Genomic DNA, 24349 nt, shown 5'->3' with positions numbered 1-24349 from the left:
TACGAGACTCACCGAATGACCTTGAAGACCATCGAAGGTACCTTCATCGCCCCCCAAGGCCGCTATGCCTTGGTGGTTGGCCGTTTCAACAGCTTCGTCGTGGAAAGCCTGGTGAGCGGTGCCGTTGATGCGCTGGTACGCCATGGCGTGAGCGAAAGCGACATCACCATCATCCGTGCGCCGGGTGCGTTCGAGATTCCGCTGGTTGTGCAGAAAGTTGCGCAGCGTAGCGAGTTCGCAGCCATTGTCGCGCTGGGCGCAGTGATCCGTGGTGGCACCCCGCACTTTGAATACGTAGCCGGTGAGTGCGTCAAAGGCCTGTCGCAGGTTTCCATGGAATTCGGTGTTCCGGTCGCCTTCGGCGTGCTGACCGTTGATTCGATCGAGCAAGCCATCGAGCGCTCCGGCACCAAGGCCGGTAACAAGGGCGCTGAAGCTGCCTTGTCCGCCATCGAAATGGTCAGTCTGCTGTCGCAGCTGGAGGCCAAGTGATTTCCGACGATACCGATCAGTTCAACCCGCGCGATGCCAAGTCGCCCGAGGCTGCCAAAGGCAAGAGCGCCAAGCGTCGTGAAGCGCGCCAGATGGCGACCCAGGCCCTGTATCAGTGGCACATGGCAGGTCATTCGCTGAACGAAATCGAGGCACAGTTCCGTGTCGACAACGATTTCAGCAACGTTGACGGCGCGTATTTCCGTGAGCTGCTGCACGGTGTCGCCACCAACAAGACCGAAATCGACACGGCGCTTTCGCCTTGCCTGGACCTGACCATCGAAGAACTCGATCCGGTCGAGCTGGCGGTGTTGCGTCTGTCCACCTTCGAACTGCTCAAGCGTATCGACGTGCCTTATCGCGTCGTGATCAACGAAGGCATCGAACTGGCCAAGGTCTACGGCTCCACTGACGGCCACAAGTTCGTCAACGGTGTGCTGGACAAGCTGGCTCCGCGCCTGCGTGAAGTCGAAGTGAAGGCTCACAAGCGCTGATCAGCGCCTGATCTTCATGGGAGAGTTCGAGCTGATCCGTCATTACTTCGCCGCTGCGCCCTGTGCGCATGCGAGCGAAGAAGTGGCGCTGGGCATCGGCGACGACTGCGCGCTGCTGGCGTTGCCGCCCGGCGAGCAGATGGCGATCTCCACCGACACCCTGGTTGCCGGGGTGCATTTCCCCGACGTCTGCGATCCTTTTCTGCTGGGCCAGCGTGCACTGGCGGTGTCTGCCAGTGATCTGGCGGCCATGGGCGCGCGTCCTGTCGGGTTTACCCTTGCGCTGACCCTGCCGGACGTCGAGGCCGACTGGCTTGAAGCGTTCGCCCGTGGCTTGAGTCAGATGGCGCAGAGCTGTTCGCTGCGCCTGATCGGCGGCGACACCACCCGTGGGCCCTTGAGTCTCACCCTGACGGTGTTTGGCGGTGTGCCTGCCGGGCTTGCGCTGACGCGCAGCGGCGCTCGCGAAGGCGACCTGCTGTGTGTGGGTGGCGCGCTGGGTGACGCGGCTGCAGCCTTGCCGCTGGTCTTGGGCGAGCGCAGTGCCGAGCCCCACGTGGCCGAGCCCTTGCTGGCGCGTTACTGGTCGCCTCAGCCACAACTGGCGTTCGGGCAGGCTCTGCGTGGCAAGGCGACGTCTGCGCTGGATATCTCCGATGGCCTGCTTGCCGACTGTGGGCATATCGCCCGCGCGTCGGGTGTGCGTCTGCTGATCGAGCGTGACGCGCTGCCGATGTCGGCGCAACTGCTCGGGTTTTTCGATGTGCAGAACGCCAGGCAAGCGGCCCTCAGTGGAGGCGACGACTATGTTCTTGCGTTCACGCTGCCCGCCGAGTATCTGGCAGGGCTGCTCGATGCCGGCTGGCCTGTGCATGTCATCGGCCGGGTGATTGCGGGGCAGGGTGTGGCGCTGATCGATGCCGATGGACAGGACGTGACACCCTGTATTCGTGGCTATCAGCATTTTCGTGGTACGTCGTGAATGTTGGACTGATCACCTTATGAACGCGTTCTATCGATCGAACTTTACGATCTGAATGCCCGAGAATTCAGCCTAAGCGTCTGCAGGAACCTGCTGTTACAATGCAAGTCTTGCGAATTTCCAGTCTTCATACTGATTAGGAGCACACGGTGCCCGTCGTATTTGTCGCCGCTTCCAAACTGCCCACCCCTTTTGCAGAATTTGCCATGCACGGCTTTATCGAGTCGGCAACCGGGCGTGAACACGTTGTCCTGAGTCTGGGCGATGTGGCAGATGGCGCCCCTGTGTTGGGTCGTGTTCATTCCGAATGCCTGACCGGCGATGCCTTGTTCAGTCAGCGTTGCGATTGTGGGTCTCAGCTCGAAGCCGCCTTGCGCGCCATCGCCACCGAAGGCCGAGGCGTATTGTTGTACCTGCGTCAGGAAGGCAGAGGGATCGGTTTGATGAACAAGATCCGCGCCTATGAACTGCAGGATGGCGGTGCCGACACAGTCGAAGCCAACGAGCGTCTGGGGTTTGCAGCCGATCAGCGTGATTACGCGATTTGCCTGCCCATGCTTCAACATCTGGGTATCGAGTCGCTGCGTCTGATGACCAATAACCCGCGCAAGGTCAAAGCCTTGACCGAGATGGGCATCAAGGTTGCTGAGCGTGTGCCCCTGCACACCGGACAGAACCCGCATAACAAGCTGTACCTGGCCACCAAGGCCGGCAAGCTCGGTCATATGATGGGCAACGAGCACCAGAGTGAGGTTGGGCCCGCTTGACCCGCAGTCAGGTTCGCCAGCGACTGGAAATGGCCTGGTGGCGCCAGTTGGGCCTCACCGTTGCGCCTTTGCTGGTCGTCTGTCTGTTCTTTGGCAGTAACGAACCGATGATGGCTGTGCTCGCCATGCCGCTGTTCATTGCTGGTGTGGGCTCAATGTTCGTCAGTCTTAAACCGTTCGGGGCTTACAAGCGCGCCTTGATCACGACACAGGCCGCACTCGATACCCCACAGGAACCTGCCGCCTGGCTGCACCTTGCTGCGGTCCGGCGTCTGGCCTTCCTGTACGCCGGGCTGCCAGCCTGGATCGCCGCGATCGCCGTACTCTTCGGCCTGCATCCCTTCCCCGTTTGCCTGCTGGCGTTTGCCAGTGTGGTGTTGCTGTATCTCTACCGGATTCCTCGGCAGCTGGGATAAGGGTGCTGATAGAGCGCTCTTTTGTGGGCGCGAGCTTGCTCGCGAAGAGGCTGACTACAAGGCCGTGCAGCGTCGACGGTACGGCGTAAGCGTCAGCCGGGCATGCTCATCAGGCAGGCACAAAAAAAGCGCTCAATGAGCGCTTTCAATGTTTTCGCTTTCATCAACCCATCAGCACCAGCCGCTGATTGATCGCCGCTTCGATCCCTTGCGCATCCAGGCCGCACTCGGCCAGCATCTGCGCAGGCTTGGCGTGCTCGACGTACACATCCGGCAACCCGATGTGCAGCACTGACTTGAGGATGTTTTCCCGCGCCAGGAACTCACTGACCGCCGCGCCCGCGCCGCCCATGATGGCGTTTTCTTCGAGAGTGACCAACAACTCGTGATTGGCTGCAGCTTCGCGCACCAGAGCCTCGTCCAAGGGTTTGACGAAACGCATGTCGATGACCGTCGCGTCCAGCTTCTGCGCAACGACCAACGCTTCGGCCAGTTGCACACCGAACACCAGAATCGCCAAGCCCTGACCCTGGCGACGCACGATGCCCTTGCCGATCTCGACAGGCTCCAGATCTTTTTCGATCAGCGCGTTCGGCCCTGTGCCACGCGGGTAACGCACTGCGGCAGGACCGTTGTGCAGATAACCGGTGCTGAGCATCTTGCGCAGCTCGTTCTCGTCGCTCGGTGTCATCACGACCATGCCGGGGATGCATCGCAAGTAAGACAGGTCAAAGCTGCCCGCATGCGTCGGGCCGTCTTCACCCACCAGACCTGCGCGGTCGATGGCGAACAGCACGTCGAGATTCTGTACGGCAACGTCGTGCACCAGTTGGTCGTAACCGCGCTGCAGGAACGTGGAATAGATCGCGACCACCGGCTTGCTGCCTTCGCAGGCCATGCCTGCTGCCAATGTGACGGCGTGCTGTTCGGCAATCGCCACGTCGAAATAACGCTCCGGGTAACGCTCGCTGAAATCGACCAGATCCGAGCCTTCCTTCATGGCTGGGGTGATGCCCACCAGTCGTGAGTCCGCTTCGGCCATGTCGCACAGCCACTGACCGAACACGCCGGAATACTTCGGGCCGCTGACCTTTTTCGGGATTGCGACGGGGGCGTTCAGTGGTTCGAGCTTGGTGATCGCGTGATAGCCGATCGGGTCCACTTCAGCCGGGCCGAAGCCTTTGCCTTTCTTGGTGACCACGTGCAGAAACTGCGGACCTTTTAGATCACGCATGTTGCGCAGGGTGGCGATCAGGGTCGGCAGGTCGTGGCCGTCGATAGGGCCGATGTAATTCCAGCCCAGCTCTTCGAACAGCGTGCCGGGAACCAGCATGCCTTTGGCATATTCTTCCGTACGACGGGCGATTTCCCACGCGCCGGGCAGGCGAGAAAGCACCTTCTTGCTGCCTTCACGCATGCTGGCATAGGTGCGGCTGGACAGGATCTTGGCCAGGTAATTCGACAGGCCACCGACGTTGCGCGAGATCGACATGTCGTTGTCATTGAGAATGACCAGCATATTTGCCGCGACTTCCGGCGCATGGTTCAACGCTTCGAACGCCATACCGGCCGTCAGCGCGCCGTCACCGATCACGGCGATGGATTTGCGGTCGCTGCCTTGCAGGCGTGAGGCAATCGCCATACCGAGCGCAGCGCTGATCGAGGTGCTGGAGTGGCCGACGCCGAAGGTGTCGTACTCACTTTCACTGCGACGCGGAAACGCCGCCACACCGTCTTTCTGGCGCAGGGTGGACATGCGCGCACGACGGCCCGTCAGGATCTTGTGCGGGTAGGCCTGATGACCTACGTCCCACACCAGGCGGTCATCCGGTGTGTCGAACACATAATGCAGGGCGATCGTCAGTTCGATGACGCCAAGACCGGCACCAAAATGCCCTCCGGTCTGACCAACGGAGTAGAGCAGTTCCAGGCGCAGTTCATTGGCCAGGGTTTCCAGCTCGGCTTCACCCAGACGGCGAAGGCCATCCGGTGTATTGGCTCGGTCGAGCAACGGCGTAACCGGGCGCTCGCGGGGAATCTCTTTGAACGTCGTGGGCATCAGGCGAATCGTTATGAGTAAAAGAGGCGGCAGTTTACCTTATGCATCGCACGCTGCCCATGAAGTGCATCAGTGGCGTCCGGCAGCACCGGACCTGATGACTGTGACCGGATGAGCCGTGGTTGATTCACCCGATTTAGATAGTCGGTCATTCTGATCAGTGGCGGCGTTCGACGATGTAACGCGCCAGCTCGCGCAAAGGCTGCGCAGCGTCGCCGAACGGTTCCAGCGCAGCCAGTGCCTGATCGCGCAGTTCCAGAGCATAGCCCTTGGCCGCGTCAAGCCCCAGCAGAGCAGGGTAAGTGGGCTTGTCGCGCGCGATGTCGGCACCCTGACGTTTGCCGAGGGTGGCGGTGTCGCTTTCCACGTCGAGAATGTCGTCCTGCACCTGAAAGGCCAGGCCTACCGCACGGGCATACACTTGAAGTGCATCAAGTTGTGTCTGATCAGCACGGCCGCTTGCCAGCGCGCCGAGTCGCACGCTGGCTTCGATCAGCGCACCGGTCTTGTGGCGATGCATGTATTCCAGCGCTGCCTGATCCAGCTTCAAACCCACCGAACCCAGATCAATCGCCTGCCCGCCGACCATCCCGGCGGGACCTGCCGCAACGGCCAGAGCGCTGACCATCTGCAGACGGGTCTCTGCGTCACGCGTGGTCAGGTGCGGGGCGAGCAGGGCGGTGAACGCCAGGCTTTGCAAGCCATCGCCTGCCAGGATGGCGCAGGCCTCGTCGAACGCCTTGTGCGTGGTGGGCTGACCACGACGCAGGTCGTCATCGTCCATCGCAGGCAGATCATCGTGTACCAGTGAGTACGCATGGATCAGCTCGACCGCGCAGGCCGCGCCGTTGGCGTCTTCCGCTACGCCGCCCAGTGCTTCACACGCGGCGTAAGCCAGCAGCGGGCGCACGCGCTTGCCGCCATTCATCACGCTATAGCGCATGGCGTCGTAGAGGCGGGTCAATTCAGGGCCGGGTGCTTGAAACAGGCCTTCAAGAGCCGCGTTGACGCGAACCTGGCTTTGCGCTTGATAGCTCGCAATCATTCAGGCAATTCCGCGTCATCAAAAGGCTCTTCGGCCAGCTCGCCGTCGCGCTCCAGAAGCACCTGAACCTTCTGCTCGGCAGCCGTCAGGGCGCTTTGGCAATCGCGTGTCAGGCGCACACCTTGTTCGAAGGCGGTGAGGGAGTCTTCCAGCGACAACTCGCCATTCTCCAGCCGCTCTACCAGCGTTTGCAGATCAGCGAGAGACTGTTCGAAATCCAGTGCAGCTTTCTTGCGGGCCATGGTGGCATTTCCGGTAGAGATTAAACCGGGCGACACTAGCAGAGCGAGGGCTCTTGGGCAAATCAAGGCCTCGGTTCAATGGATCCCTAGCCGCCTGTCCACCGACAGAACACCGGCACCGCGGCCAATGATGAATAGCAGCAGTCCCGCCCATGAAAGGTGCGTCGGCCAGGCGTCCGGGTACACAAAAATCTGAATGACGGCGGTCATGGTCAACAGCGCAATGGCTGACAGTCGGGTGAAGAGCCCCACTATTAACAGCACCGGGAACAGATGTTCGGCGTAAGTGGCCAGATGAGCGGCCAGTTCGGGGCTGATCAGCGGGAGACGGTATTCATTACGAAACAGGTCATAAGTGCTTGGCGTGATCTCCAGAAATCCGTCGACCTTGGTGCGCCCTGACATCAGAAACAGCACCGCGACCGCCAGGCGAATCACCAGTGAGAGCAACGAGTCACCGACATGTGCCTGCAAGTAGTCGGCAAGGCGGTTCCAGCGAGTGCGAGCGCATTCATGCCCTGTGGGTAGTGTGTGCATGGGGTTCTCCTGCAAGCGGATCGGTTGGGCAAATGAACACATCGGCGTTTAATAGCTGAAACAACAGCTCATTGGGATTCATGTCCGGCTGTGCGTCTGATGCCAAGGCGATGGCCTGGCCAAAGGACCGGTCGGCAGCGCAGGCGTCCAGAAACGTGCAACCCGCCAGGCTGAGCGGCTGCCAGACCACCTGTCCGGCCTTGCGAGTGATCAGGACACCTTCGCTGCGCCATTCCAGATCGTCGGGAATGTCGAGGTGTTCCCGGTTGCAACGCCAGAGGGTGTAGGCCGGTTGTCCATCGAACCAACGCCAACCCGCTGCTGGACCAGGCTTGAGGCGCAAGTCCTGCAATTGCTCCGGTATCAGGTTTCCCAGTGTCGAGACGTCCAGAGGTGTGGCCTGAGGTGCGCAGTGAATCTCGATCCAGAGACGGTCGAGTCGAGCCACATTACCCAGATACGGCAGCTGTCGGGCAGGCTCGAAACCGTCAAGAAAATCAGGGAAGTCGGCCCCGTAGAACAGCAGTCTGGCGTCTACGGGCGGTGATTCAAGGGCATGAATCAGGGCCGCTGCGCGCAGCCATTCGCTGCCCACCAGCCGCTCGATGGTCGGGAAGTTGGCTATCAGGGAATCGCTGACGCCCTTCATCACCGTGTTGCGATACACCCTGAAGCCGGGCTGCTGGATGAGATGTTCAAGGCTGGGAGGCGTGTGCCCCATCAACGCGTTGACGAAGTCATCCTGAAAGTGGGTTAGCGTGCTGTTCATGCGGTGGCTGACTCCCGTTGGCGTGCCAGCAAGGCCTGCGCCCTGTCACGCTCTTGAAGAAGTTCTTCGAACGCTGGAATGCAGTCGTCGCGCTCGATAAGCGTTGGACGTGAGCCGATTCGTTCGATCAGTTGCCGGTACAGCGACCAGACATCCTCGGCGATGGGCGTGTCGTGGGAGTCGATCAATAACGAAGAACTGCCGGGATCCGTCGTATGCCCGGCCAGATGAATCTCCGCGATCAACTGCGCAGGGATGGCATCCAGGTACGCCTGCGCGCTAAAACCAATATTGTGAGCGCTGATGTGGACGTTGTTGACGTCCAGCAGCAGTTGGCAGTCCGTTCTCTTGCTCAACTCGACGAGGAAGTCGATTTCTGTCCACTCATGACCTTCCAGTGTCAGGTAGTGGGTCGGGTTCTCGATGGCAATGCATCGCTCTAGCGCGTCCTGCGTGCGATGAATATTGTCGGCTATACGCCGCAGCGCTTCGTCGGTGCGGGGGAAGGGCAGCAAATCCGGGTGATACTGGCCTCGCCATGCCGACCAGGCCAGGTGTTCCGAAACGAGGGTCGGCTGGACCCGGTCGATCAAGGTTTTCAGACGTTTCAGGTGGTGCTCGTCAGGTCTGCAGTCAGCCGCTAAAGACAACGATACGCCGTGCAGCGATAGCGGGTGACGGTGTGCGATGGCTTCCAGCCAGGTCAGGCGAGGTCCCCCACCGACCATGTAGTTCTCTGGATGGACCTCAAACCACAGGCCGGTGGCGTTGCAGTCGAGCGCCTGTTCGTAGTGCTCGGCCTTCAGGCCCAGACCCGCGCCCATCCAAAGCGTGTTGTTCATGATCGGTGTGCTCCCGGGACTGGCCGTTACTTGGCTTGCAGCGAGCCCATGCCGTTCGGCGTCTTGATTGACGTGCAAGTGCCCGCAGGTACGTTCTTCCAGGCATTGCTCTGATAGTCGGTTTTGGACGTGCCTGCGCAACTGGTACCAGCGCCTGCCTTGCAGTCGTTCTTGCCAGCCATTGCCACGCCGTAGCATTTTTCCATTGCGCCAGCAGCAGGCTGTTCGGCAGCCATCGCACCGGCAGCGAAAGAGGACAGAGCAACAGCGATGGCGGCGAGTTTGAGGTTGTTCATGGTATTTCTCCGTTATCAGTTGGTCGCGACGGGGGAGCCATGATTGGCGTGTCTGCGATCCGAAAGGTAATTCGCCGGCTCTCGCGGCTCGGTTACAGCGACTGGAAAATATTTTTAAAATTTTTCCGCGTCTTCATTTGTTCGATTTTTAAATCGGTTGCACAGACATCCAATTCGGCTTTCACTGGCGTGGTTTTGCGGGCCTGACAATTGTTGGCCGCGACAGAAAAATAATTTCCGGTGGTGTAACCAGGGCGAGCGATGGACCGAACTACACATGACAAGATGCTGAAAGACCGCGAAGTCCATCTTCAGTCCCTTCTGCTGGCAGGGCTCAAAGGAGATGAAGCGGCGTACAGGTCTTTCCTTTCGGAGTTGAGCACTCATCTACGAGGTTTTTTGAGGGTGCGCCTGCAACGTCAGCCGGAGCAGATCGAGGACATTTTGCAAGAGGTCTTGCTGGCGGTGCACAACGGACGTCAGACGTACCAGACCGATCAGCCACTGACGGCATGGATCTTTGCAATTGCCCGCTACAAACTCAGCGACTTCTTTCGCGCGCGCCACCGTGGCGACGGGCTTAATGACTCAATGGAAGATACCGCAGAGCTGTTCGCCGAGCCGCATCTGGAGCCTGCTCAGGCCAGCCGGGATCTGGACAAGCTGCTCGATGGATTGCCGGATCGCCAACGTCTGCCGATCCGGCATGTAAAACTGGAAGGGCTGTCGGTTGCCGATACGGCCAGAATCACCGGCCTTTCAGAATCAGCCGTCAAAGTTGGCATACACCGGGGACTCAAGGCGTTGGCGGCAATGATTGGAGGCAAACGATGAAAACTGACGATTTGATATCCATGCTGGCGACCAATGTCTCGCCAGTCGATCCACACGTGGTTGCCAGGCGCATCGGCACTGCCGTGCTGATCGGCGCGTTGAGTGCTTCCTTGTTGCTGGTCATGCTGCTGGGCATTCGTCACGACATCGCTCAGGTTTCAATGACGCCACTTTTCTGGGGCAAGGTCGCCCTCCCGCTGGGGCTGACGGTCGGTGCATGGCTGATGATGACGCGGCTGGCCCGGCCTGGCATGACCAGCGGTGCTGGCCGATACTGGGTTGCGTCGACACTGGCGCTGGTGTGGCTGTCGGGTTTGTCTGCACTGGCCTGGGCCGCGCCAGATGCCCGGCTGGACATGGTCTTCGGCAAAACCTGGCGGGTTTGCGCGCTGAACATCACGCTTCTTTCCATTCCGGGCTTCGTGGCCGTGTTTTGGGCGCTACGCGGTCTTTCACCGACCCGTCTGGCGCTGGCAGGCAGCTGCGGTGGTTTGCTGGCCGGTGCGACAGCCACCATCACCTATTGCCTGCACTGCCCTGAGATGGACATACCGTTCTGGGGCGTCTGGTATGTGATGGGAATGCTGGTGCCCACCCTGCTGGGCGCTGTTCTAGGTCCCCGTCTATTGCGCTGGTAGGTTTATGGCAAGGTTGCGGCAAACCCCGCCTGCAGATCGGCGATCAGGTCATCCGGGCTTTCCAGACCGATTTGCAGGCGTAGCATCGGACCGTAGCCACGATCAGGGCCATGCTGTTCGATTTCGGTAATCAGGCTCTCAAAGCCGCCCCACGAATAACCGATCCCGAACAGCGTCAGAGCACCGACAAAGCGGTCCAGCACCTGACGATCAGCCGTCTTGAATTCGAAACTGAGCAGACCGTTACAACCGTGGAAATCCCGCTTCCAGATGGCATGGCCCGGGTCGCTCTCCAGCGCCGGATACAGCACGCGCGCTACCTGCGGTTGTTCCAGCAGCCACTGCGCAACCTGCAGGGCATGACGCTCATGCATCGCCATACGTGCAGCCAGACTGCGAGCGCCGCGCAGCACCAGATACGCATCATCCGGGCTGACCGTGTTGCCGACAGCGGTGTTCATGGTCTTGAGGGTTTTCCAGTGGGCTTCGGTCACGCTCACACTGCCCATCATCACGTCCGAGTGTCCGGCGACGTACTTGGTAAGGGCCATCAACGAAATGTCCGCACCCAGTTCCAGCGGCTTGAACAACACGCCCGAGCCCCACGAGTTATCCACAGCCAGCAGCAGATTTCTCGCTTTGCACAGCCTCGACAACGCGGGCAGGTCGCACATATCAAACGTCAGCGAGCCCGGCACTTCGGCGTAGATCATGCGCGTGTTGGGTTTAATCAGGGACTCGATATCGCTGCCGTCTGCCGCGTAGTAATCGAATTCGATGTTGAACGCCGTCAGCATGGTGTTCGCCAGACGCCGCACCGGCCCGTAGACCGACTGGGTCATCAGCACATGATCACCGGGGCGCAGAAACGACTGAAACATCTGCGCCACGGCCGCCAGCCCCGTCGGATACAGGCATGTGCCGTGAGCGCTTTCCAGTTCGCTGATCAGATCCTGCAATGCAAACGCTGTCGGGTTGCCGTTGGCGCCGTAGGTCAAAGAGCGTTCAGGCCCCGCTGTACGCACTTCTGCCTCGCGCAAACTGGCGAGGCTGTCGAACAACACCGTGCTGATCCGGACGACCGGCGGATTGACCGACAACCCTGGTCCACTGCCTGCGCTGCGGCCGCGCTGCGACAGGGCGGTGTGGGCGCGAGGGTCTTTGTCGTGCTGCATGCGGGGCTCCGGAAGTCAAATGGCGGATGAACAGCGAACAAGGTTAAGCGATGTTGGCGAGGGTGTCGGCACCCTCGCGCTGAATTGATGCCTCAGTTATCCAGATCAGACGCCTGATGACGCTCGGGAACCTGCTCCGACGCCTCGCCCCAGGTCCGATTGACTTTCTTGCCACGAATCACAGCAGGCCGTGCCGCGATCTCTTCAGTCCAGCGAATCAGATTCGGGTACTCGTGCACCGACAGAAATTCCGCCGCCGAATACACCTTGTTCTGCACCAGCGCGCCGTACCACGGCCACACGGCGATATCGGCGATGGTGTACGTATCGCCCGCCAGATAGCGGCTCTCCCCCAGTCGACGGTTCAGCACATCCAGCTGACGCTTGGCTTCCATCGCGAAACGGTTGATCGGGTATTCCATCTTCTCAGGCGCATACGCATAAAAGTGCCCGAACCCACCGCCCAGATACGGCGCAGCACCCATCTGCCAGAACAGCCAGTTCAGTGTCTCGGTCCGACCCGCCAGGTCGGCAGGCAGGAAACTGGAAAACTTCTCCGCGAGGTACAACAGAATCGATCCCGATTCGAACACGCGCACCGGCGTGTCGTGACTGCGATCCAGCAGCGCAGGAATCTTCGAGTTCGGATTGACCTCGACAAACCCACTGGAGAACTGATCGCCCTCGGAGATTTTGATCAGCCACGCATCGTACTCCGCACCGCTGTGCCCCAGTTCCAGCAACTCTTCCAGCATGATCGTGACCTTCACCCCGTTCGGCGTGGCCAGCGAGTAGAGCTGCAGCGGATGCTTGCCGACCGGCAGCGCCTTGTCGTGCGTAGGGCCTGCGGTGGGGCGATTGATGTTGGAAAAGGTACCGCCTGATGCTGCTTCGTGCTGCCAGACCTTGGGCGGTGTGTAGGGCGTGTGGGTCATGAAGTGGGGCCTCAGTGAGTGGGGTGAGGGAGGGATCGTCAGAGCGCTTGCTGTCCGCGCCACTGCCGATGGACTTGCCGGTTGGCAGGGAAGTTCAGCGGGCGTCAGTCTGCGGCGTCGGGCCTTTGACGACAAGGTGGTATCCGGGAAGCCTGAAGACTATCCATAGCCTTGACGCATGACCACGACGGGCGCGTAGTCATGACGAGCAAGCACGATGGCGGCCAATGAAGAGCGTTCAGGACTGATAGCACGATCAGTCTGACCACTCTCCGTGCCGTGGGTGATCAACGCAATCGGCCAGGCCTCGAGCTTGTCTGGGCGGGTGACGAAAGCCTCGAGGGCTCCAGTTTCCCGTCGGATACCTGCACGTTCAGCACCGTGCTTCTCTGGCCGTCAATCTGATCATGGGTTCTGACGCCTTTGCCCTGACGAGTGATGTAAAGGCAAGCATGTACATCAGCCCTACCCATGTAACAGACGACTTTTTAAAAGCCATGTCACGAGCCTCATCAGTGATTGGAACGTCTGCGTCGAGACAGGCCGTTTGAAAGGGAGCGTATCAGAACAGGCTCTTCGTCCACATGGACATGCCTTGCTGACAGTTTCTGGCACGAGGATTCAAAGGGGCTTTGCGCGAGGCGCTCTGAAGGATGCGGCTGGTGACAGGTTCGCAGTGAATGACTCAGAACATTACGCCCGCCCGCAGATGGGGCGGTCATCGCGATTCCTATCGGGTTTGAGCCGCAACGGATGCCTTTTTTCAGGCATTAAAAAGCCGGCTTGTGGCCGGCTTCTCGTGGGCAATCTTGGTCTATTTTTGGTAAACCGCAATCGCCTGCAACAGGTGCATTCGCAAGGAATGCTGATAAGGAAGCTGGGCAGATGGGTCATCTGCCGCGCTGTGCCATCGCCGCTGGGCGGTGAGGCTTTTGATGGCCGATAGCATACTGATGTTTGCGGTCAATGCCCAGCCTTGATGTGTCTTCCATTAAAGGCTCAGAACAGCAGCATCGGGTTGCGGCGGCTGTTGAGGGTGGACCACCAGAAGATCCAGCCCAGAATCCGTATGCTTTCGTCCTCGATGTCTTCGGCGCTGAAAATTTCGTCGGGGTACTCGGCGTCATTGTGGCTGCGCAGGCGCAGTCCGCCGTTGGGCAGGCGGTAGAGGTAGCGCACGCGCAGGATGCCGCCATGTTCGAGGGCATAGATCTCTCCGTCGATGACCTGAGTCAGTTCGCGGTCCACGCCCAGAATCGAGCCGTCCTGAATCTTGTCGGCCATGCTGTTGCCAACCATAGCGACGCACAGGCAGTTCTTGGGGTCGATTCCCATGGTTTGCAGAACCTGCAAGGGCAGGCGGATTTTTTGTCCGGGTGCTTCAGCCAGGACGGTTCTGCTGACGCCATGGGTGGATTCGATTTCCTTGAAGATCTGAATTTCCACGTCTCCACGCAGCATTTGTCTTCCTTGATGGACGACCAGTCGCGTATCACCGCCGTCGTGTTCATTGGCGGAATCGGTCGGGTGTTTAGGGCCTTCGCCGGTGCGCAGCCAGCGGGCGTTGACGGTTAATAGTTCAGCCACCTCGTCAATACGCGCCATGGGGACGCCGCGCTTGAACCAGTTATTGACGTGTTGCGGCGTGATCTTGCGGTTGGCTGCAAAATCAGTCGCAGTGAGGTGGCACTCTTTGAGAAGAATGCGGAGTCGATCGCCTGATGTATTCATGAGGCCGAGTTTACTGGCGTGATCAGGGCGTTTAAATGAACGAGGTGTTGATGTCGTCGTTATCGCGGGGGGTGTGCGGCGAGAGGTATTACAGACGAGGAGATTGTTGCGTAGGCATGTTCCGTAATCGCCGGATTTTGGGTAAACGCTGTTGATTTCGTTTAGGCCGGGTGTGCGGGTGTTCACGGCATGTTTATAGGTGGCGAGTGATTAAACGCATTTTTAAACGCGGGTTTTGAAAAAAAATCTATCGCGAAGTGGGGGAGGTGGTGCGAAGGGAGGGAAGAGAAGGTCTATGCCAAGACACCCGCAACGCGGGTGCCTCGACACAGCAAACCGTCAATCAGCCTTTGAAGGCAGCAACCGATTTGGTGATTTCAGCACGGGCAGCGTCTGCGTTGCCCCAGCCTTCGATCTTGACCCATTTGCCTTTTTCGAGATCCTTGTAGTTCTCGAAGAAGTGCTTGATTTGCTCAAGCAGCAGGGCTGGCAGGTCGGTGTACTCTTTGACGTCGACGTACAGCTGGGACAGCTTGTCGTGCGGGACTGCGATGACTTTGGCATCGCCGCCGCCGTCGTCGGTCATGTGCAGGATGCCGACCGGGCGTGCGCGGATGACCGAACCTGGGGAAACCGGGTAGGGAGTCACGACCAGCACGTCGAGGGGGTCGCCGTCATCCGCCAGGGTATTGGGGATGAAGCCGTAGTTGGCTGGGTAGAACATTGGGGTAGCCATGAAACGATCAACGAACAGGCAATCGGAGTCTTTGTCGATTTCGTATTTGATCGGCGCGTGGTTGGCCGGGATTTCGATCGCGACGTAGATGTCGTTCGGAAGGTCTTTGCCTGCCGGAATCTTGCTGTAGCTCATTGGGCTTTGCCCCCGTAGTTGACCAGACAGATTTTGGCGCGAACCGCCAAAAAGTGGTCCGGATTATAGGCATATTCTGTTTTGGTTGCCACGCGTGGGGTTTGGGCTGTTCAGCTCCTCAGTGGGCCTTGTATGCCGGGTCCTGTTCCTGCAAAGCCTGCAATCGGGCGAGGGTGTCCTGTCGGTAGAAGGCTTTAAGCTGCTCGTAGACGGCGGGGTAGCTGGCGTGCAGCAGGTCCGGGGCGCAGAAAAAGTATTCACTGGTGACGGCGAAGAATTCAGCCGGATCCTGCGCGGCGTAAGGGTCGATGGCGGTTTCGGCGTCGGGGTTCAGGTCCAGCTGATAGTTGAGGTCATCGAAGGCGCTTTGCATCACGCTGGCCCATTCGGTGATGCGCATGTCGCTGTGCAGGGGCGGCAGACCGTTGGCGTCACCGTTAAGCATGTCGAGCTTGTGCGCCAGTTCGTGAATCACCAGATTGTAAGCGTCCCAGTCCCCGCTTGAGACCACGCCCGGCCATGCCAGAATCACCGGGCCTTGCAGCCAGGCCTCACCACTGTGTTCGCCGTCCCACTCGTGTTCGATGCCACTGGCGTCGCGATGACGCTGCGGGCTGACGAAGTCGTCGGGGTAGAGCACGATCTCGTGAAAGCCCTGATACCAGTTCAGGTCATCGAGGCTGAGCAGCGGAAGTTGCGCCTGTGCCGCCAGGAACAGCCGCTGTTCGTCATTCAGTTCCACGCCTGGCAGCGTGGTCAGGTGCTTGTCGTGCAGAAACAGCACGCAGGCGTCACGCAGTCGCGTTTGCTCCTCGGCGGTCAAGCCGTCAAGGATGGGCAAACGCTGGCGAACGGTTTGCCACAGTTCCGTGGAAATCGGGTTCTTCGCCAGTGTGCGTTGCCTGCGCCAGGCACGGAATGACCACATGTTTCAGCTGACGTCGACGGAGCGGCCTGTGCGGCTGCGAACCACACCAATGATCATGGGCACCAGCGACAGCACAATGATCGCCAGCACCAGGAAGGTCAGGTTTTGCTTGATGAACGGTACGTTGCCGAAGAAAAAGCCCAACGTGACCAGGCTGCCGACCCACAATATCGAACCCAGTACGCTGAAGCCCACGAAACGCGGGTAGGACATGCGGCCGACACCTGCGACAAAAGGGGCGAAGGTGCGGATGATCGGCAGAAAGCGCGCCAGTGTGACGGTCTTGCCACCATGATGTTCGTAGAACACGTGTGTGCGCTGCAGGTAGTCGCGGCGGAAAATCTTCGACCTCGGGTTACTGAACAGCTTTTCGCCGGCTGTACGCCCGACGATGTAGTTGGTGCTGTCGCCCAGTATCGCCGCCAGCATCAGCAGCCCGGCCAGCAGCACCGGATCCATGCCGCCACCCGCTGCCACGGCGCCTGCGATGAACAACAGGGAGTCGCCCGGCAGGAACGGCATGATCACCAGGCCGGTTTCGCAGAAGATCACCAGAAACAGGATCGCGTAGATCCAGGTGCCATAGTTGGTCACCAGCAGGTCGAGGTAAACGTCGAGATGCAGAATGAGGTCGAGCGGATTGAATTCCATTGAAGCACCTGAGGCGAGACCCCTGAGCCGGGTCACATGCGAAAGAAACGACTGTGCAGTACGCGCGGCATTATAGAAGGAGATTGCGGCTAAAAGGCCGTCAGGTTTAAACAGAGATGTTACAACTGTTGCGAAAGGAGAGATTCGCGAGCAACCCCAGGCGATTCCGGTTACTCGCGAACAGATTCAACGGTCTGAATTGATCGGCAGCACATAGTTCTTGAACTGGGTGTCTTCCTTGAAACCGATCGACTCGTAGACCTTCTGCGCCACCTCGTTGTTGCTGCTGGTCGAGACGCGCATGCGCACGGCATGGGTTTCCTTGGCCATTTTCTTGGCCTGCTTCATCAGGTGGTCGGCGACCAGTTGTCTGCGGGCGTCTTCGGCGACGTAGATGTCGTTGAGAATCCATACGCGCTTGAGTGACAGCGATGAATAGCTGGGGTAGAGCTGGCAGAACCCGAGCAATCTGCCTTCGTCATCGTCGGCCAGCGCCAGGTAAATCACCGATTCGTTGCGGCGCAGGCGTTTTTCGAGAAAGTCCCGAGATGAGTCCGGGAAAGGCATTTCGCCATAGAACTCGCGATATTTCACGAACAATGGACACAGCAGGTCCAGGTGTTCGAGCGTGGCTTTTATGATCCGCATGGTTGGGCCTCAACTTCACTATGGGCTAATGCAGTGCGCCAGGATGGTCACAGCGATGCTGCCTGTCGGCTTTAGAAAGCGCAATCTAATGCTGTTCGTCGGGGCCAGCGAGCAAGAAATTGCCCGTGCGTCTGGTCGGGTTATCGGCGGTGGCCTCCGATTCCACCGTCTTGAGTTCGGCCTCGTCTTTGAGTTTTACCCCGGAAACCTGACGGCGGCAGGCTTCGCGCATCAGATACAACAGGCGATGGGTTGCCATTGCGTAACTCAGACCTTCCAGGCGGACATTGGAGATGCAGTTGCGGTGCGCATCGTTGAGGCCGACTTTCGGGGCGTAGGTGAAGTACAGGCCCAGGCTGTCGGGTGAGCTGAGGCCCGGCCGTTCGCCGATCAGGATGACCACCATTTTCGCGCCCAGTAGCTCGCCGATTTCGTCAGCGATGGCAACGCGGCCCTGTTCAACCAAGATGACAGGCGACAGCGTCCAGCCTTCTGCCTCGGCCTGTTCTTCCAGCCGAACCAGAAAAGGCACGGCGTGGCGGTGCACGGCCAGCGCTGACAGGCCATCGGCCACGACCACTGCCAGATCGAGCCCGCCCGGGTGAGCGGCTGCGTATTCGCGCAACTGGCTGGCGGAATCTTCGTTCAAGCGGCGTCCGAGGTCCGGGCGTTGCAGGTAGCTGTCACGGTCGGCGGCTGCGCTATGGAGCAGCAACGTGTCACGGCCTTTTTCTACCAGTTGGGCGCTGATGCCTGCAGGGTCGAACGCCAGATGCACGGCATCGCGCGCCTGGGCGTGGGCAAATTGAAAGTCCAGTTGCGCAGCGGTCGGAAGGCTGGTGCCGGTGCGACCCAGAGCGATGCGCGCAGGTGTCAGGCGACGCAGTTCCAGCCAGGGATTGGGTGGCGTGGTGTCCGTCATGACGTCCTGTTTGATTTTATGATCATCCGGTTCATTCACAGGCAGTTCCCTCATGCCAGATGCGCCAGCGCGTGCCGAAAGGCGGGCGGCAGGCTGTCGCCGAAACGTACGCGGCCGTCGGCCTGCGTGAAGATGCCCATTTTTTCCAGCCACGCTTCGTACTCGGGGGCCGGACGCAGGCCCAGGCTTTGACGGGCATACAGCGCGTCGTGGAAGGACGTGGTCTGGTAGTTGAGCATGATGTCGTCGGAGCCGGGAATGCCCATGATGAAGTTGATCCCGGCGACGCCCAGCAGCGTGAGCAGTGTGTCCATGTCGTCCTGATCGGCTTCGGCATGGTTGGTGTAGCAGATGTCGCAGCCCATCGGCACGCCCAGCAATTTGCCGCAGAAGTGGTCTTCAAGCCCGGCGCGGATGATCTGCTTGCCGTTGTACAGGTACTCCGGCCCGATGAAGCCGACCACGGTGTTGACCAGAAACGGATTGAAATGCCGCGCAACGGCGTAAGCGCGGGTTTCGCAGGTCTGCTGATCAACGCCGTGGTGCGCATTGGCCGACAGCGCGCTGCCTTGTCCTGTTTCGAAATACATCAGGTTCTGACCGAGCGTGCCCCGGTTGAGGCTCAAACCGGCCTCGTAACCTTCCTGCAGCAACTGCAAATTGATGCCAAAACTGGCGTTGGCGGCTTCGGTGCCGGTGATCGACTGAAACACCAGATCCACGGGCACACCACGGTTGATCACTTCAATGGAGGTCGTGACGTGGGTCAGCACACAGGACTGTGTCGGGATCTCGTAACGCTGCACGATGGCGTCGAGCATTTCCAGCAGTGCGACGATGGACGAGGTGCTGTCAGTGGCCGGATTGATGCCGATCATGGCGTCGCCGTTACCGTACAGCAGGCCGTCCAGCACGCTGGCCGCAATGCCGGAGGGGTCGTCGGTCGGATGATTGGGTTGCAGACGGGTCGACAGACGACCTCGCAGGCCCATGGTATTGCGGAAGCGCGTGACGACACGGATTTTCTGCGCCACCAGTATCAGATCCTGCACGCGCATGATCTTTGAGACTGCGGCGGCCATCTCCGGCGTCAGGCCGGGAGCCAGCGCTCGCAGGCTGGTTTCGTCAGCCTGATCGCTGAGCAGCCAATCGCGAAAACCGCCAACGGTCAGGTGACTGACGGGTGCGAAAGCCAATGTGTCGTGGGTGTCGATGATCAGACGCGTGACTTCATCGTCTTCGTAAGGAATCAGTGCTTCTACGAGGAAATGCTTCAGCGGGATGTTTGCCAGCGCCATTTGCGCGGCGACGCGTTCGCCGTCGTTCTGCGCGGCCACTTCGGCCAGGTAATCGCCGGAACGTGCAGGACTGGCCTTGGCCATGACTTCCTTGAGGCTGTCGAAGCGATACGTCTGCGCGCCGACAGAATGTGAAAAGCTCGCCATACAGATTCTCCATGACGTCCCGCTGATCGCGTCGGACGTGGTCTTTCGGCCGAACCGGTGACGTCCCGGTTCAAACGACTGTGGGAAGCGATGTAAGCAATTAATACTCCATCCTGTCGATGAGTGCGAGTTTGCGGGGAACTGCGATTGATTGCGGGGTGGAGTGCGTTATGCCGGGGCGTTGATCGGTCGGGCAGTGCGCAACGATGGTGCGCGCCGTGGTGGTTGTTCGCATGCGGCGCACACACGTGGATGAATGCGCTCCCACGCTCCGAAAACGTGCCCGCTCTGCAGCTCGTGACGCTGAGTGCAGAGCGGGGCACGATCATGACGTCAGATGATCAGAAGAACCCGAGCGGATGGGTGTCGTAGCTCACCAGCAGGTTTTTGGTCTGCTGATAGTGCTCGAGCGCGATCTTGTGGGTTTCGCGGCCGACGCCGGATTTCTTGTAGCCGCCGAACGCCGCATGCGCCGGGTACAGGTGGTAGCAGTTGGTCCAGACCCGACCGGCCTTGATGGCACGGCCTACGCGGTAGGCGCGGTTGATGTCGCGGGTCCAGAGGCCTGCGCCCAGGCCGAACTCGGTGTCGTTGGCGATGGCCACGGCTTCGGCTTCGTCCTTGAAAGTCGTGACGCTGACCACCGGGCCGAAGATCTCTTCCTGGAACACGCGCATCTTGTTATTGCCTTTGAGCAGCGTCGGCTGGATGTAGTAACCGCTCGACAGATCACCTTCCAGCTTCTCGACCTTGCCGCCGGTCAGCAGCTCGGCGCCTTCACCCTTGGCAATGTCGAGGTAGGAGAGAATCTTGTCGAATTGCTGCTCGGAGGCCTGAGCGCCGACCATGGTCTCGGTGTCCAGCGGGTCGCCGCGCTTGATCTTCTCGACCTTGCGCATCACGGCTTCCATGAACTGTGGATAAATCGACTCCTGAACCAGCGCACGGGATGGGCAGGTGCAGACTTCGCCCTGATTGAAGAATGCCAGCACCAGGCCTTCGGCGGCTTTCTCGATGAACTCCGGTTCGGCGCTCATGATGTCTTCGAAGAAGATGTTCGGCGACTTGCCGCCCAGCTCCACGGTGGACGGGATGATGTTGTCCGCCGCCAGCTTCATGATGTGCGAGCCGACCGGGGTCGAGCCGGTGAAGGCGATCTTGGCAATGCGCTTGCTGCTGGCCAGGGCTTCGCCTGCTTCGCGGCCATAACCCTGGACGATGTTCAGTACGCCGGGCGGCAGCAGGTCGCCAATCAACTCGATCAGTACGCTGATGCCCAACGGGGTCTGCTCGGCAGGCTTGAGCACGATGCAGTTGCCCGCCGCCAGCGCAGGCGCGAGTTTCCAGGCGGCCATCAGGATCGGGAAGTTCCACGGGATGATCTGCCCGACCACGCCCAGCGGTTCGTGAATGTGATAGGCCACGGTGTTGCCGTCGATCTCGGCAGCGCTGCCTTCCTGAGCGCGCAGCACGCCTGCGAAGTAGCGGAAATGGTCGGCGGCCAGCGGGATGTCGGCGTTGAGGGTTTCGCGAATCGCCTTGCCGTTATCCCAGGTTTCGGTGATCGCGAGGATTTCCAGATTGGCTTCGATACGGTCGGCGATCTTCAGCAGGACCAGCGAGCGGGCCTGCACCGAGGTCGAGCCCCAGGCTGCGGCGGCTGCGTGGGCGGCGTCGAGGGCCTTGTCGATGTCTTCGGCGGTGGAACGGGGGAATTCGGCAATGGCCTTGCCGGTGACCGGCGAGGTGTTGGTGAAATACTGACCTTTGACCGGGGCGACGAACTCGCCGCCGATGTAGTTACCGTAGCGTTCCTTGAAATTGACGATGGCGCCTTCGGTACCGGGATGAGCGTAACGCATGGTATGTCTCCTGGTTCTTGTTGTGAGGAAGTCTGTATCGATTCAGCTTTCAAACATCTGGCAGCAGGTAATCAAGAGTAGGCTATTTGCCTCGCCTTCGTGACCTGAACTTTAGCCTCATGTTCCCGGCCTGGGCCAGCCCCTGTGCGGCGAGGTTGCGGACAAACTCAGGGTGCCATTTCAACCTCCCTACGTTAACCTGCGCAGATGTTCTGAGAGGTTGGTCATGCATATTCATATCCTTGGTATCTGCGGCACGTTCATGGGTTCGCTGGCGGTGCTCGCCAAAGAGTCGGGGCATCGGGTCACAGGCTCTGACGCCAACGTCTATCCACCCATGAGTACCCAACTCGAAGCCCAGGGCATCGAGCTGACCCAGGGTTACGACCCCGCACAGCTCGATCCCGCGCCTGATCTGATCGTGATCGGCAATGCCCTGTCGCGCGGCAACCCGGCGGTCGAGTATGTGCTGAATAAAGGTTTGCCTTATGTGTCTGGCCCGCAATGGCTGGCGGACCATGTGTTGCAAGGTCGTTGGGTATTGGCAGTGGCCGGTACGCACGGCAAGACCACTACCAGCAGCATGCTGGCCTGGGTGCTCGAACACGCAGGCATGAGCCCCGGCTTCCTGATTGGCGGTGTCCCGCAGAACTTCGCGGTCTCGGCGCGTCTGGGTGATACACCCTTCTTTGTGGTCGAAGCCGACGAGTACGACAGCGCGTTCTTCGACAAGCGCTCCAAGTTCGTCCACTACCGCCCTCGCACGGCAATCCTCAACAACCTTGAGTTCGATCACGCGGACATCTTCCCGGATCTTCCCGCCATCGAGCGTCAGTTCCATCACCTTGTTCGTACCATCCCGAGTGAAGGTCTGGTGATTCACCCCACCACTGAACCCGCCTTGTCGCGTGTCATCGAGATGGGCTGCTGGACGCCAGTGCAGACCACTGGAGAAGGCGGCCAATGGCAGGCGCGTCTGCTGAGCGCAGACGGTTCGCGCTTTGAGGTGATCTTTGAAGGACAGGTGCAGGGCTCGGTCGAGTGGGACATGACGGGCCAGCACAACGTGGCCAATGCCTTGGCGACCCTGGCTGCAGCCCGTCATGTGGGCGTGGTGCCTGCTCAGGGCGTCGAGGCCCTCAGTGCGTTCAAGAGCGTCAAGCGGCGCATGGAGAAGGTTGCCGACGTACATGGCATCACGATCTATGACGACTTCGCCCACCACCCGACTGCAATTGCCACGACGCTGGACGGTCTGCGCAAGAAGGTCGGCGACGCACCGATCATTGCCGTGATCGAGCCTCGCTCCAATTCCATGAAGCTCGGCGCGCACCGTGACGGTCTGCCGGAGAGCGTGAAGCAGGCCGATCAGGTGGTCTGGTACGCACCCGCCAATCTGGGCTGGGATCTGGCTGCAACGGCGGCTGAATGTTCCGTGCCGGCAGTGGTGTGCGATTCGCTTGAGGCGATCATTGCGCGGGTCAAAAGCCAGGCACAGCCGGGTACGCATATCGTGATCATGAGCAACGGCGGCTTCGGCGGCCTGCATGGCAAACTGGCAGAGGCCTTGAAATGAGTGGACCGGAACGCATTACGGTCGCCATGACCGGCGCCTCAGGCGCGCAATATGGCCTGCGTCTGCTGGACTGTCTGGTGCGTGAAGACCGCGAGGTGCACTTCCTGATCTCCAAGGCGGCGCAACTGGTTATGGCAACCGAGACCGATGTGCGCCTGCCGCCCAAGCCAATGATGATGCAGGCGTTTCTGACCGAGTACACCGGTGCGGCGGCGGGGCAGATTCGGGTCTATGGACGTGATGACTGGATGTCGCCTGTGGCGTCCGGTTCGGGTTCGCCAAGCGCGATGGTGGTGGTGCCCTGTTCGACAGGTTCGCTCTCGGCGATTGCGTCCGGGGCCTGCAACAACCTGATCGAACGTGCGGCCGACGTGACGCTCAAGGAGCGCCGCCAGTTGATTCTGGTGCCACGCGAGGCACCGTTCTCCAGCATTCATCTGGAGAACATGCTCAAGCTGTCGAACATGGGCGCCGTGATCCTTCCCGCGTCCCCCGGTTTCTACCATCAACCGCAGACTATCGATGATCTGGTGGATTTCGTGGTCGCACGGATTCTGAACCTGCTGAACGTGCCGCAGGACATGTTGCCGCGCTGGGGTGAGCACCATGTCGGTGGCGATGAATAAGCTGCTGATCGTTGCGCTGGCGCTGCTCATGACCGGCTGCGCCACAGTGCGTACGCTCGATGCCGCCAAACCCGGCGCGCCAGTGGTCTACGCGGGCACTCGGCTGGACATGTATGCGCTAGAAGGTGGTTGCTGCGCAACCGATCTCTTCGGGGCCGAGGCTCCGAGCTATCCGGGCGTGGACCTGCCGGCTAGCGCCTTGCTTGATACCGTGTTGCTGCCGTTGTCGCTGCTGGCCGCGTTAGGCTTTTTTGTTCAGGCCAGCGGCGGGCTCTGACCGACATCGTGGAAGCCGACCGGGCGGCGTTTCGTTTGCCCGCGGATACTGTGCTTCATTCACTGAATATTTGTCGGACGTACCGGCCATTTCGCGAGCAAGCTTGCTCCTACAGGCTGAAACCGGCTTTCAGCCTGTAGGAGTGGACTTGTCCACGAAGACTGCCTTCCAGACGCACCACTTCGGCTTAATACACCGCCCCTTCGCGGACAAGTCCGCTCCCACGGGATGAATGTACCGATCTATTCGCGAGCAAGCTTGCTCCCACTGGCTGAAACCGGCTTTCAGC

27 protein-coding genes are annotated in these 24349 nt (G+C 60.0%); 10 read left to right on the top strand and 17 right to left on the bottom strand.

The window, feature by feature from the left end:
- Positions 1-15: 15 nt before the first annotated feature.
- The 5 genes from ribH (at position 16) to H8S56_RS20020 (ending at position 3151) form a co-directional block, all read left to right on the top strand.
- Complete coding sequence (gene ribH / locus H8S56_RS20040; protein ID WP_002555427.1) at positions 16-492, top strand: 6,7-dimethyl-8-ribityllumazine synthase; 477 nt, start codon at positions 16-18, stop codon at positions 490-492.
- On the top strand, positions 489-986 hold the full coding sequence (nusB, locus tag H8S56_RS20035; RefSeq protein WP_004883745.1) for a transcription antitermination factor NusB: 498 nt from the start codon (positions 489-491) through the stop codon (positions 984-986). The genes ribH and nusB overlap by 4 nt, the downstream gene beginning before the upstream one ends.
- Positions 987-1002: 16 nt before the next feature.
- Positions 1003-1968, top strand: coding sequence for a thiamine-phosphate kinase (gene thiL, locus H8S56_RS20030; protein ID WP_187519590.1), 966 nt, complete (start codon positions 1003-1005; stop codon positions 1966-1968).
- 149 nt (positions 1969-2117) lie between these two features.
- Complete coding sequence (gene ribA, locus H8S56_RS20025; protein ID WP_024688400.1) at positions 2118-2735, top strand: GTP cyclohydrolase II; 618 nt, start codon at positions 2118-2120, stop codon at positions 2733-2735.
- Complete coding sequence (locus H8S56_RS20020) at positions 2732-3151, top strand: MFS transporter (protein WP_187519589.1); 420 nt, start codon at positions 2732-2734, stop codon at positions 3149-3151. The genes ribA and H8S56_RS20020 overlap by 4 nt, the downstream gene beginning before the upstream one ends.
- 163 nt (positions 3152-3314) lie before the next feature.
- Here the strand turns inward: H8S56_RS20020 and dxs are convergent, their stop codons facing one another.
- From dxs to H8S56_RS19985, 7 genes are all read right to left on the bottom strand, one after another.
- Complete coding sequence (dxs, locus tag H8S56_RS20015; protein ID WP_187519588.1) at positions 3315-5210, bottom strand: 1-deoxy-D-xylulose-5-phosphate synthase; 1896 nt, start codon at positions 5208-5210, stop codon at positions 3315-3317.
- A gap of 157 nt (positions 5211-5367) precedes the next feature.
- Positions 5368-6255, bottom strand: a complete 888-nt coding sequence (locus H8S56_RS20010) for a polyprenyl synthetase family protein (RefSeq protein WP_187519587.1) — start codon at positions 6253-6255, stop codon at positions 5368-5370.
- Positions 6252-6497 (bottom strand): exodeoxyribonuclease VII small subunit, encoded by a 246-nt coding sequence (locus H8S56_RS20005; protein WP_004883751.1) that lies wholly within the window; start codon positions 6495-6497, stop codon positions 6252-6254. Before H8S56_RS20005 ends, H8S56_RS20010 begins: the two co-directional genes overlap by 4 nt.
- Positions 6498-6572: 75 nt before the next feature.
- Positions 6573-7034, bottom strand: a complete 462-nt coding sequence (locus H8S56_RS20000) for a DoxX family protein (RefSeq protein WP_024688404.1) — start codon at positions 7032-7034, stop codon at positions 6573-6575.
- Complete coding sequence (locus H8S56_RS19995) at positions 7009-7803, bottom strand: HvfC/BufC N-terminal domain-containing protein (protein ID WP_187519586.1); 795 nt, start codon at positions 7801-7803, stop codon at positions 7009-7011. Before H8S56_RS19995 ends, H8S56_RS20000 begins: the two co-directional genes overlap by 26 nt.
- On the bottom strand, positions 7800-8645 hold the full coding sequence (gene bufB / locus H8S56_RS19990) for an MNIO family bufferin maturase (RefSeq protein WP_187519585.1): 846 nt from the start codon (positions 8643-8645) through the stop codon (positions 7800-7802). The genes H8S56_RS19995 and bufB overlap by 4 nt, the downstream gene beginning before the upstream one ends.
- Positions 8646-8671: 26 nt before the next feature.
- On the bottom strand, positions 8672-8941 hold the full coding sequence (locus H8S56_RS19985; protein ID WP_024688407.1) for a BufA1 family periplasmic bufferin-type metallophore: 270 nt from the start codon (positions 8939-8941) through the stop codon (positions 8672-8674).
- Positions 8942-9202: 261 nt separating this feature from the next.
- Here H8S56_RS19985 and H8S56_RS19980 point away from each other — a divergent pair, with 261 nt between their 5' ends.
- Positions 9203-9775, top strand: a complete 573-nt coding sequence (locus H8S56_RS19980) for a sigma-70 family RNA polymerase sigma factor (RefSeq protein WP_187519584.1) — start codon at positions 9203-9205, stop codon at positions 9773-9775.
- Positions 9772-10413, top strand: a complete 642-nt coding sequence (locus tag H8S56_RS19975) for a DUF1109 domain-containing protein (RefSeq protein ID WP_024688409.1) — start codon at positions 9772-9774, stop codon at positions 10411-10413. The genes H8S56_RS19980 and H8S56_RS19975 overlap by 4 nt, the downstream gene beginning before the upstream one ends.
- Positions 10414-10415: 2 nt before the next feature.
- On the opposite strand, the gene metC is transcribed toward H8S56_RS19975, so the two are convergent.
- From metC to exaC, 10 genes are all read right to left on the bottom strand, one after another.
- The gene (gene metC, locus H8S56_RS19970) at positions 10416-11588 is read right to left on the bottom strand and encodes a cystathionine beta-lyase (RefSeq protein ID WP_187519583.1); all 1173 of its coding nucleotides are present in this window, start codon (positions 11586-11588) and stop codon (positions 10416-10418) included.
- Between the two features lie 92 nt (positions 11589-11680).
- A complete protein-coding gene (gene yghU / locus H8S56_RS19965) occupies positions 11681-12523 on the bottom strand; it encodes a glutathione-dependent disulfide-bond oxidoreductase (protein WP_187519582.1) in 843 nt (280 codons plus the stop codon).
- 999 nt (positions 12524-13522) lie between these two features.
- Complete coding sequence (locus H8S56_RS19960; protein ID WP_024688413.1) at positions 13523-14254, bottom strand: LexA family transcriptional regulator; 732 nt, start codon at positions 14252-14254, stop codon at positions 13523-13525.
- 343 nt (positions 14255-14597) lie between these two features.
- The gene (gene ppa / locus H8S56_RS19955; protein ID WP_024688414.1) at positions 14598-15125 is read right to left on the bottom strand and encodes an inorganic diphosphatase; all 528 of its coding nucleotides are present in this window, start codon (positions 15123-15125) and stop codon (positions 14598-14600) included.
- A 118-nt stretch (positions 15126-15243) separates the two neighbouring features.
- A complete protein-coding gene (locus H8S56_RS19950) occupies positions 15244-16053 on the bottom strand; it encodes a M90 family metallopeptidase (protein ID WP_024688415.1) in 810 nt (269 codons plus the stop codon).
- A gap of 3 nt (positions 16054-16056) precedes the next feature.
- Positions 16057-16704, bottom strand: a complete 648-nt coding sequence (locus H8S56_RS19945; RefSeq protein WP_024688416.1) for a DedA family protein — start codon at positions 16702-16704, stop codon at positions 16057-16059.
- A 186-nt stretch (positions 16705-16890) separates the two neighbouring features.
- Positions 16891-17352 carry a GNAT family N-acetyltransferase gene (locus tag H8S56_RS19940; protein ID WP_024694463.1) on the bottom strand — a complete coding sequence of 154 codons (462 nt, stop codon included), beginning with the start codon at positions 17350-17352 and terminating at the stop codon, positions 16891-16893.
- Positions 17353-17437: 85 nt separating this feature from the next.
- On the bottom strand, positions 17438-18274 hold the full coding sequence (gene eutC, locus H8S56_RS19935; RefSeq protein ID WP_187519605.1) for an ethanolamine ammonia-lyase subunit EutC: 837 nt from the start codon (positions 18272-18274) through the stop codon (positions 17438-17440).
- A gap of 50 nt (positions 18275-18324) precedes the next feature.
- Positions 18325-19719: an ethanolamine ammonia-lyase subunit EutB gene (locus tag H8S56_RS19930; protein WP_024688419.1), complete on the bottom strand. Its 1395-nt coding sequence runs from the start codon at positions 19717-19719 to the stop codon at positions 18325-18327.
- 341 nt (positions 19720-20060) lie between these two features.
- Positions 20061-21581, bottom strand: coding sequence for an acetaldehyde dehydrogenase ExaC (gene exaC, locus H8S56_RS19925; RefSeq protein ID WP_024688420.1), 1521 nt, complete (start codon positions 21579-21581; stop codon positions 20061-20063).
- Positions 21582-21807: 226 nt separating this feature from the next.
- On the opposite strand from exaC, the gene mpl reads away from it, so the two are divergent.
- From mpl to H8S56_RS19910, 3 genes are read left to right on the top strand one after another with little or no spacing between them, the layout of a single operon-like run.
- Complete coding sequence (gene mpl, locus H8S56_RS19920) at positions 21808-23157, top strand: UDP-N-acetylmuramate:L-alanyl-gamma-D-glutamyl-meso-diaminopimelate ligase (protein ID WP_187519581.1); 1350 nt, start codon at positions 21808-21810, stop codon at positions 23155-23157.
- Positions 23154-23783 (top strand): flavin prenyltransferase UbiX, encoded by a 630-nt coding sequence (ubiX, locus tag H8S56_RS19915; RefSeq protein ID WP_024688422.1) that lies wholly within the window; start codon positions 23154-23156, stop codon positions 23781-23783. The genes mpl and ubiX overlap by 4 nt, the downstream gene beginning before the upstream one ends.
- A complete protein-coding gene (locus tag H8S56_RS19910; protein WP_187519580.1) occupies positions 23776-24060 on the top strand; it encodes a YceK/YidQ family lipoprotein in 285 nt (94 codons plus the stop codon). Before ubiX ends, H8S56_RS19910 begins: the two co-directional genes overlap by 8 nt.
- Positions 24061-24349: the final 289 nt, after the last annotated feature.

The sequence above is a fragment of the Pseudomonas triticifolii genome, from assembly GCF_014358015.1.
Classification (GTDB): domain Bacteria; phylum Pseudomonadota; class Gammaproteobacteria; order Pseudomonadales; family Pseudomonadaceae; genus Aquipseudomonas; species Aquipseudomonas triticifolii.
The sequence above is the reverse complement of the archived record's forward strand: the minus strand, read 5'-3'. Positions and strand labels throughout refer to the sequence as shown.

What these genes read in the sequence shown, in the direction of transcription:
- H8S56_RS20010 (WP_187519587.1), bottom strand. Translation starts at nt 6,255, where the DNA reads ATGATTGCGAGCTATCAAGCGCAAAGCCAGGTTCGCGTCAACGCGGCT.
- H8S56_RS19975 (WP_024688409.1), top strand. Translation starts at nt 9,772, where the DNA reads ATGAAAACTGACGATTTGATATCCATGCTGGCGACCAATGTCTCGCCA.
- H8S56_RS19985 (WP_024688407.1), bottom strand. Translation starts at nt 8,941, where the DNA reads ATGAACAACCTCAAACTCGCCGCCATCGCTGTTGCTCTGTCCTCTTTC.
- bufB (WP_187519585.1), bottom strand. Translation starts at nt 8,645, where the DNA reads ATGAACAACACGCTTTGGATGGGCGCGGGTCTGGGCCTGAAGGCCGAG.
- H8S56_RS19930 (WP_024688419.1), bottom strand. Translation starts at nt 19,719, where the DNA reads ATGGCGAGCTTTTCACATTCTGTCGGCGCGCAGACGTATCGCTTCGAC.
- exaC (WP_024688420.1), bottom strand. Translation starts at nt 21,581, where the DNA reads ATGCGTTACGCTCATCCCGGTACCGAAGGCGCCATCGTCAATTTCAAG.
- thiL (WP_187519590.1), top strand. Translation starts at nt 1,003, where the DNA reads ATGGGAGAGTTCGAGCTGATCCGTCATTACTTCGCCGCTGCGCCCTGT.
- H8S56_RS20000 (WP_024688404.1), bottom strand. Translation starts at nt 7,034, where the DNA reads ATGCACACACTACCCACAGGGCATGAATGCGCTCGCACTCGCTGGAAC.
- ribH (WP_002555427.1), top strand. Translation starts at nt 16, where the DNA reads ATGACCTTGAAGACCATCGAAGGTACCTTCATCGCCCCCCAAGGCCGC.
- H8S56_RS19950 (WP_024688415.1), bottom strand. Translation starts at nt 16,053, where the DNA reads ATGTGGTCATTCCGTGCCTGGCGCAGGCAACGCACACTGGCGAAGAAC.
- mpl (WP_187519581.1), top strand. Translation starts at nt 21,808, where the DNA reads ATGCATATTCATATCCTTGGTATCTGCGGCACGTTCATGGGTTCGCTG.
- H8S56_RS19940 (WP_024694463.1), bottom strand. Translation starts at nt 17,352, where the DNA reads ATGCGGATCATAAAAGCCACGCTCGAACACCTGGACCTGCTGTGTCCA.
- H8S56_RS20005 (WP_004883751.1), bottom strand. Translation starts at nt 6,497, where the DNA reads ATGGCCCGCAAGAAAGCTGCACTGGATTTCGAACAGTCTCTCGCTGAT.
- yghU (WP_187519582.1), bottom strand. Translation starts at nt 12,523, where the DNA reads ATGACCCACACGCCCTACACACCGCCCAAGGTCTGGCAGCACGAAGCA.
- eutC (WP_187519605.1), bottom strand. Translation starts at nt 18,274, where the DNA reads ATGACGGACACCACGCCACCCAATCCCTGGCTGGAACTGCGTCGCCTG.
- ppa (WP_024688414.1), bottom strand. Translation starts at nt 15,125, where the DNA reads ATGAGCTACAGCAAGATTCCGGCAGGCAAAGACCTTCCGAACGACATC.
- dxs (WP_187519588.1), bottom strand. Translation starts at nt 5,210, where the DNA reads ATGCCCACGACGTTCAAAGAGATTCCCCGCGAGCGCCCGGTTACGCCG.
- ubiX (WP_024688422.1), top strand. Translation starts at nt 23,154, where the DNA reads ATGAGTGGACCGGAACGCATTACGGTCGCCATGACCGGCGCCTCAGGC.
- metC (WP_187519583.1), bottom strand. Translation starts at nt 11,588, where the DNA reads ATGCAGCACGACAAAGACCCTCGCGCCCACACCGCCCTGTCGCAGCGC.
- H8S56_RS19945 (WP_024688416.1), bottom strand. Translation starts at nt 16,704, where the DNA reads ATGGAATTCAATCCGCTCGACCTCATTCTGCATCTCGACGTTTACCTC.
- H8S56_RS19995 (WP_187519586.1), bottom strand. Translation starts at nt 7,803, where the DNA reads ATGAACAGCACGCTAACCCACTTTCAGGATGACTTCGTCAACGCGTTG.
- H8S56_RS19910 (WP_187519580.1), top strand. Translation starts at nt 23,776, where the DNA reads ATGAATAAGCTGCTGATCGTTGCGCTGGCGCTGCTCATGACCGGCTGC.
- H8S56_RS19960 (WP_024688413.1), bottom strand. Translation starts at nt 14,254, where the DNA reads ATGAATACATCAGGCGATCGACTCCGCATTCTTCTCAAAGAGTGCCAC.
- H8S56_RS19980 (WP_187519584.1), top strand. Translation starts at nt 9,203, where the DNA reads ATGGACCGAACTACACATGACAAGATGCTGAAAGACCGCGAAGTCCAT.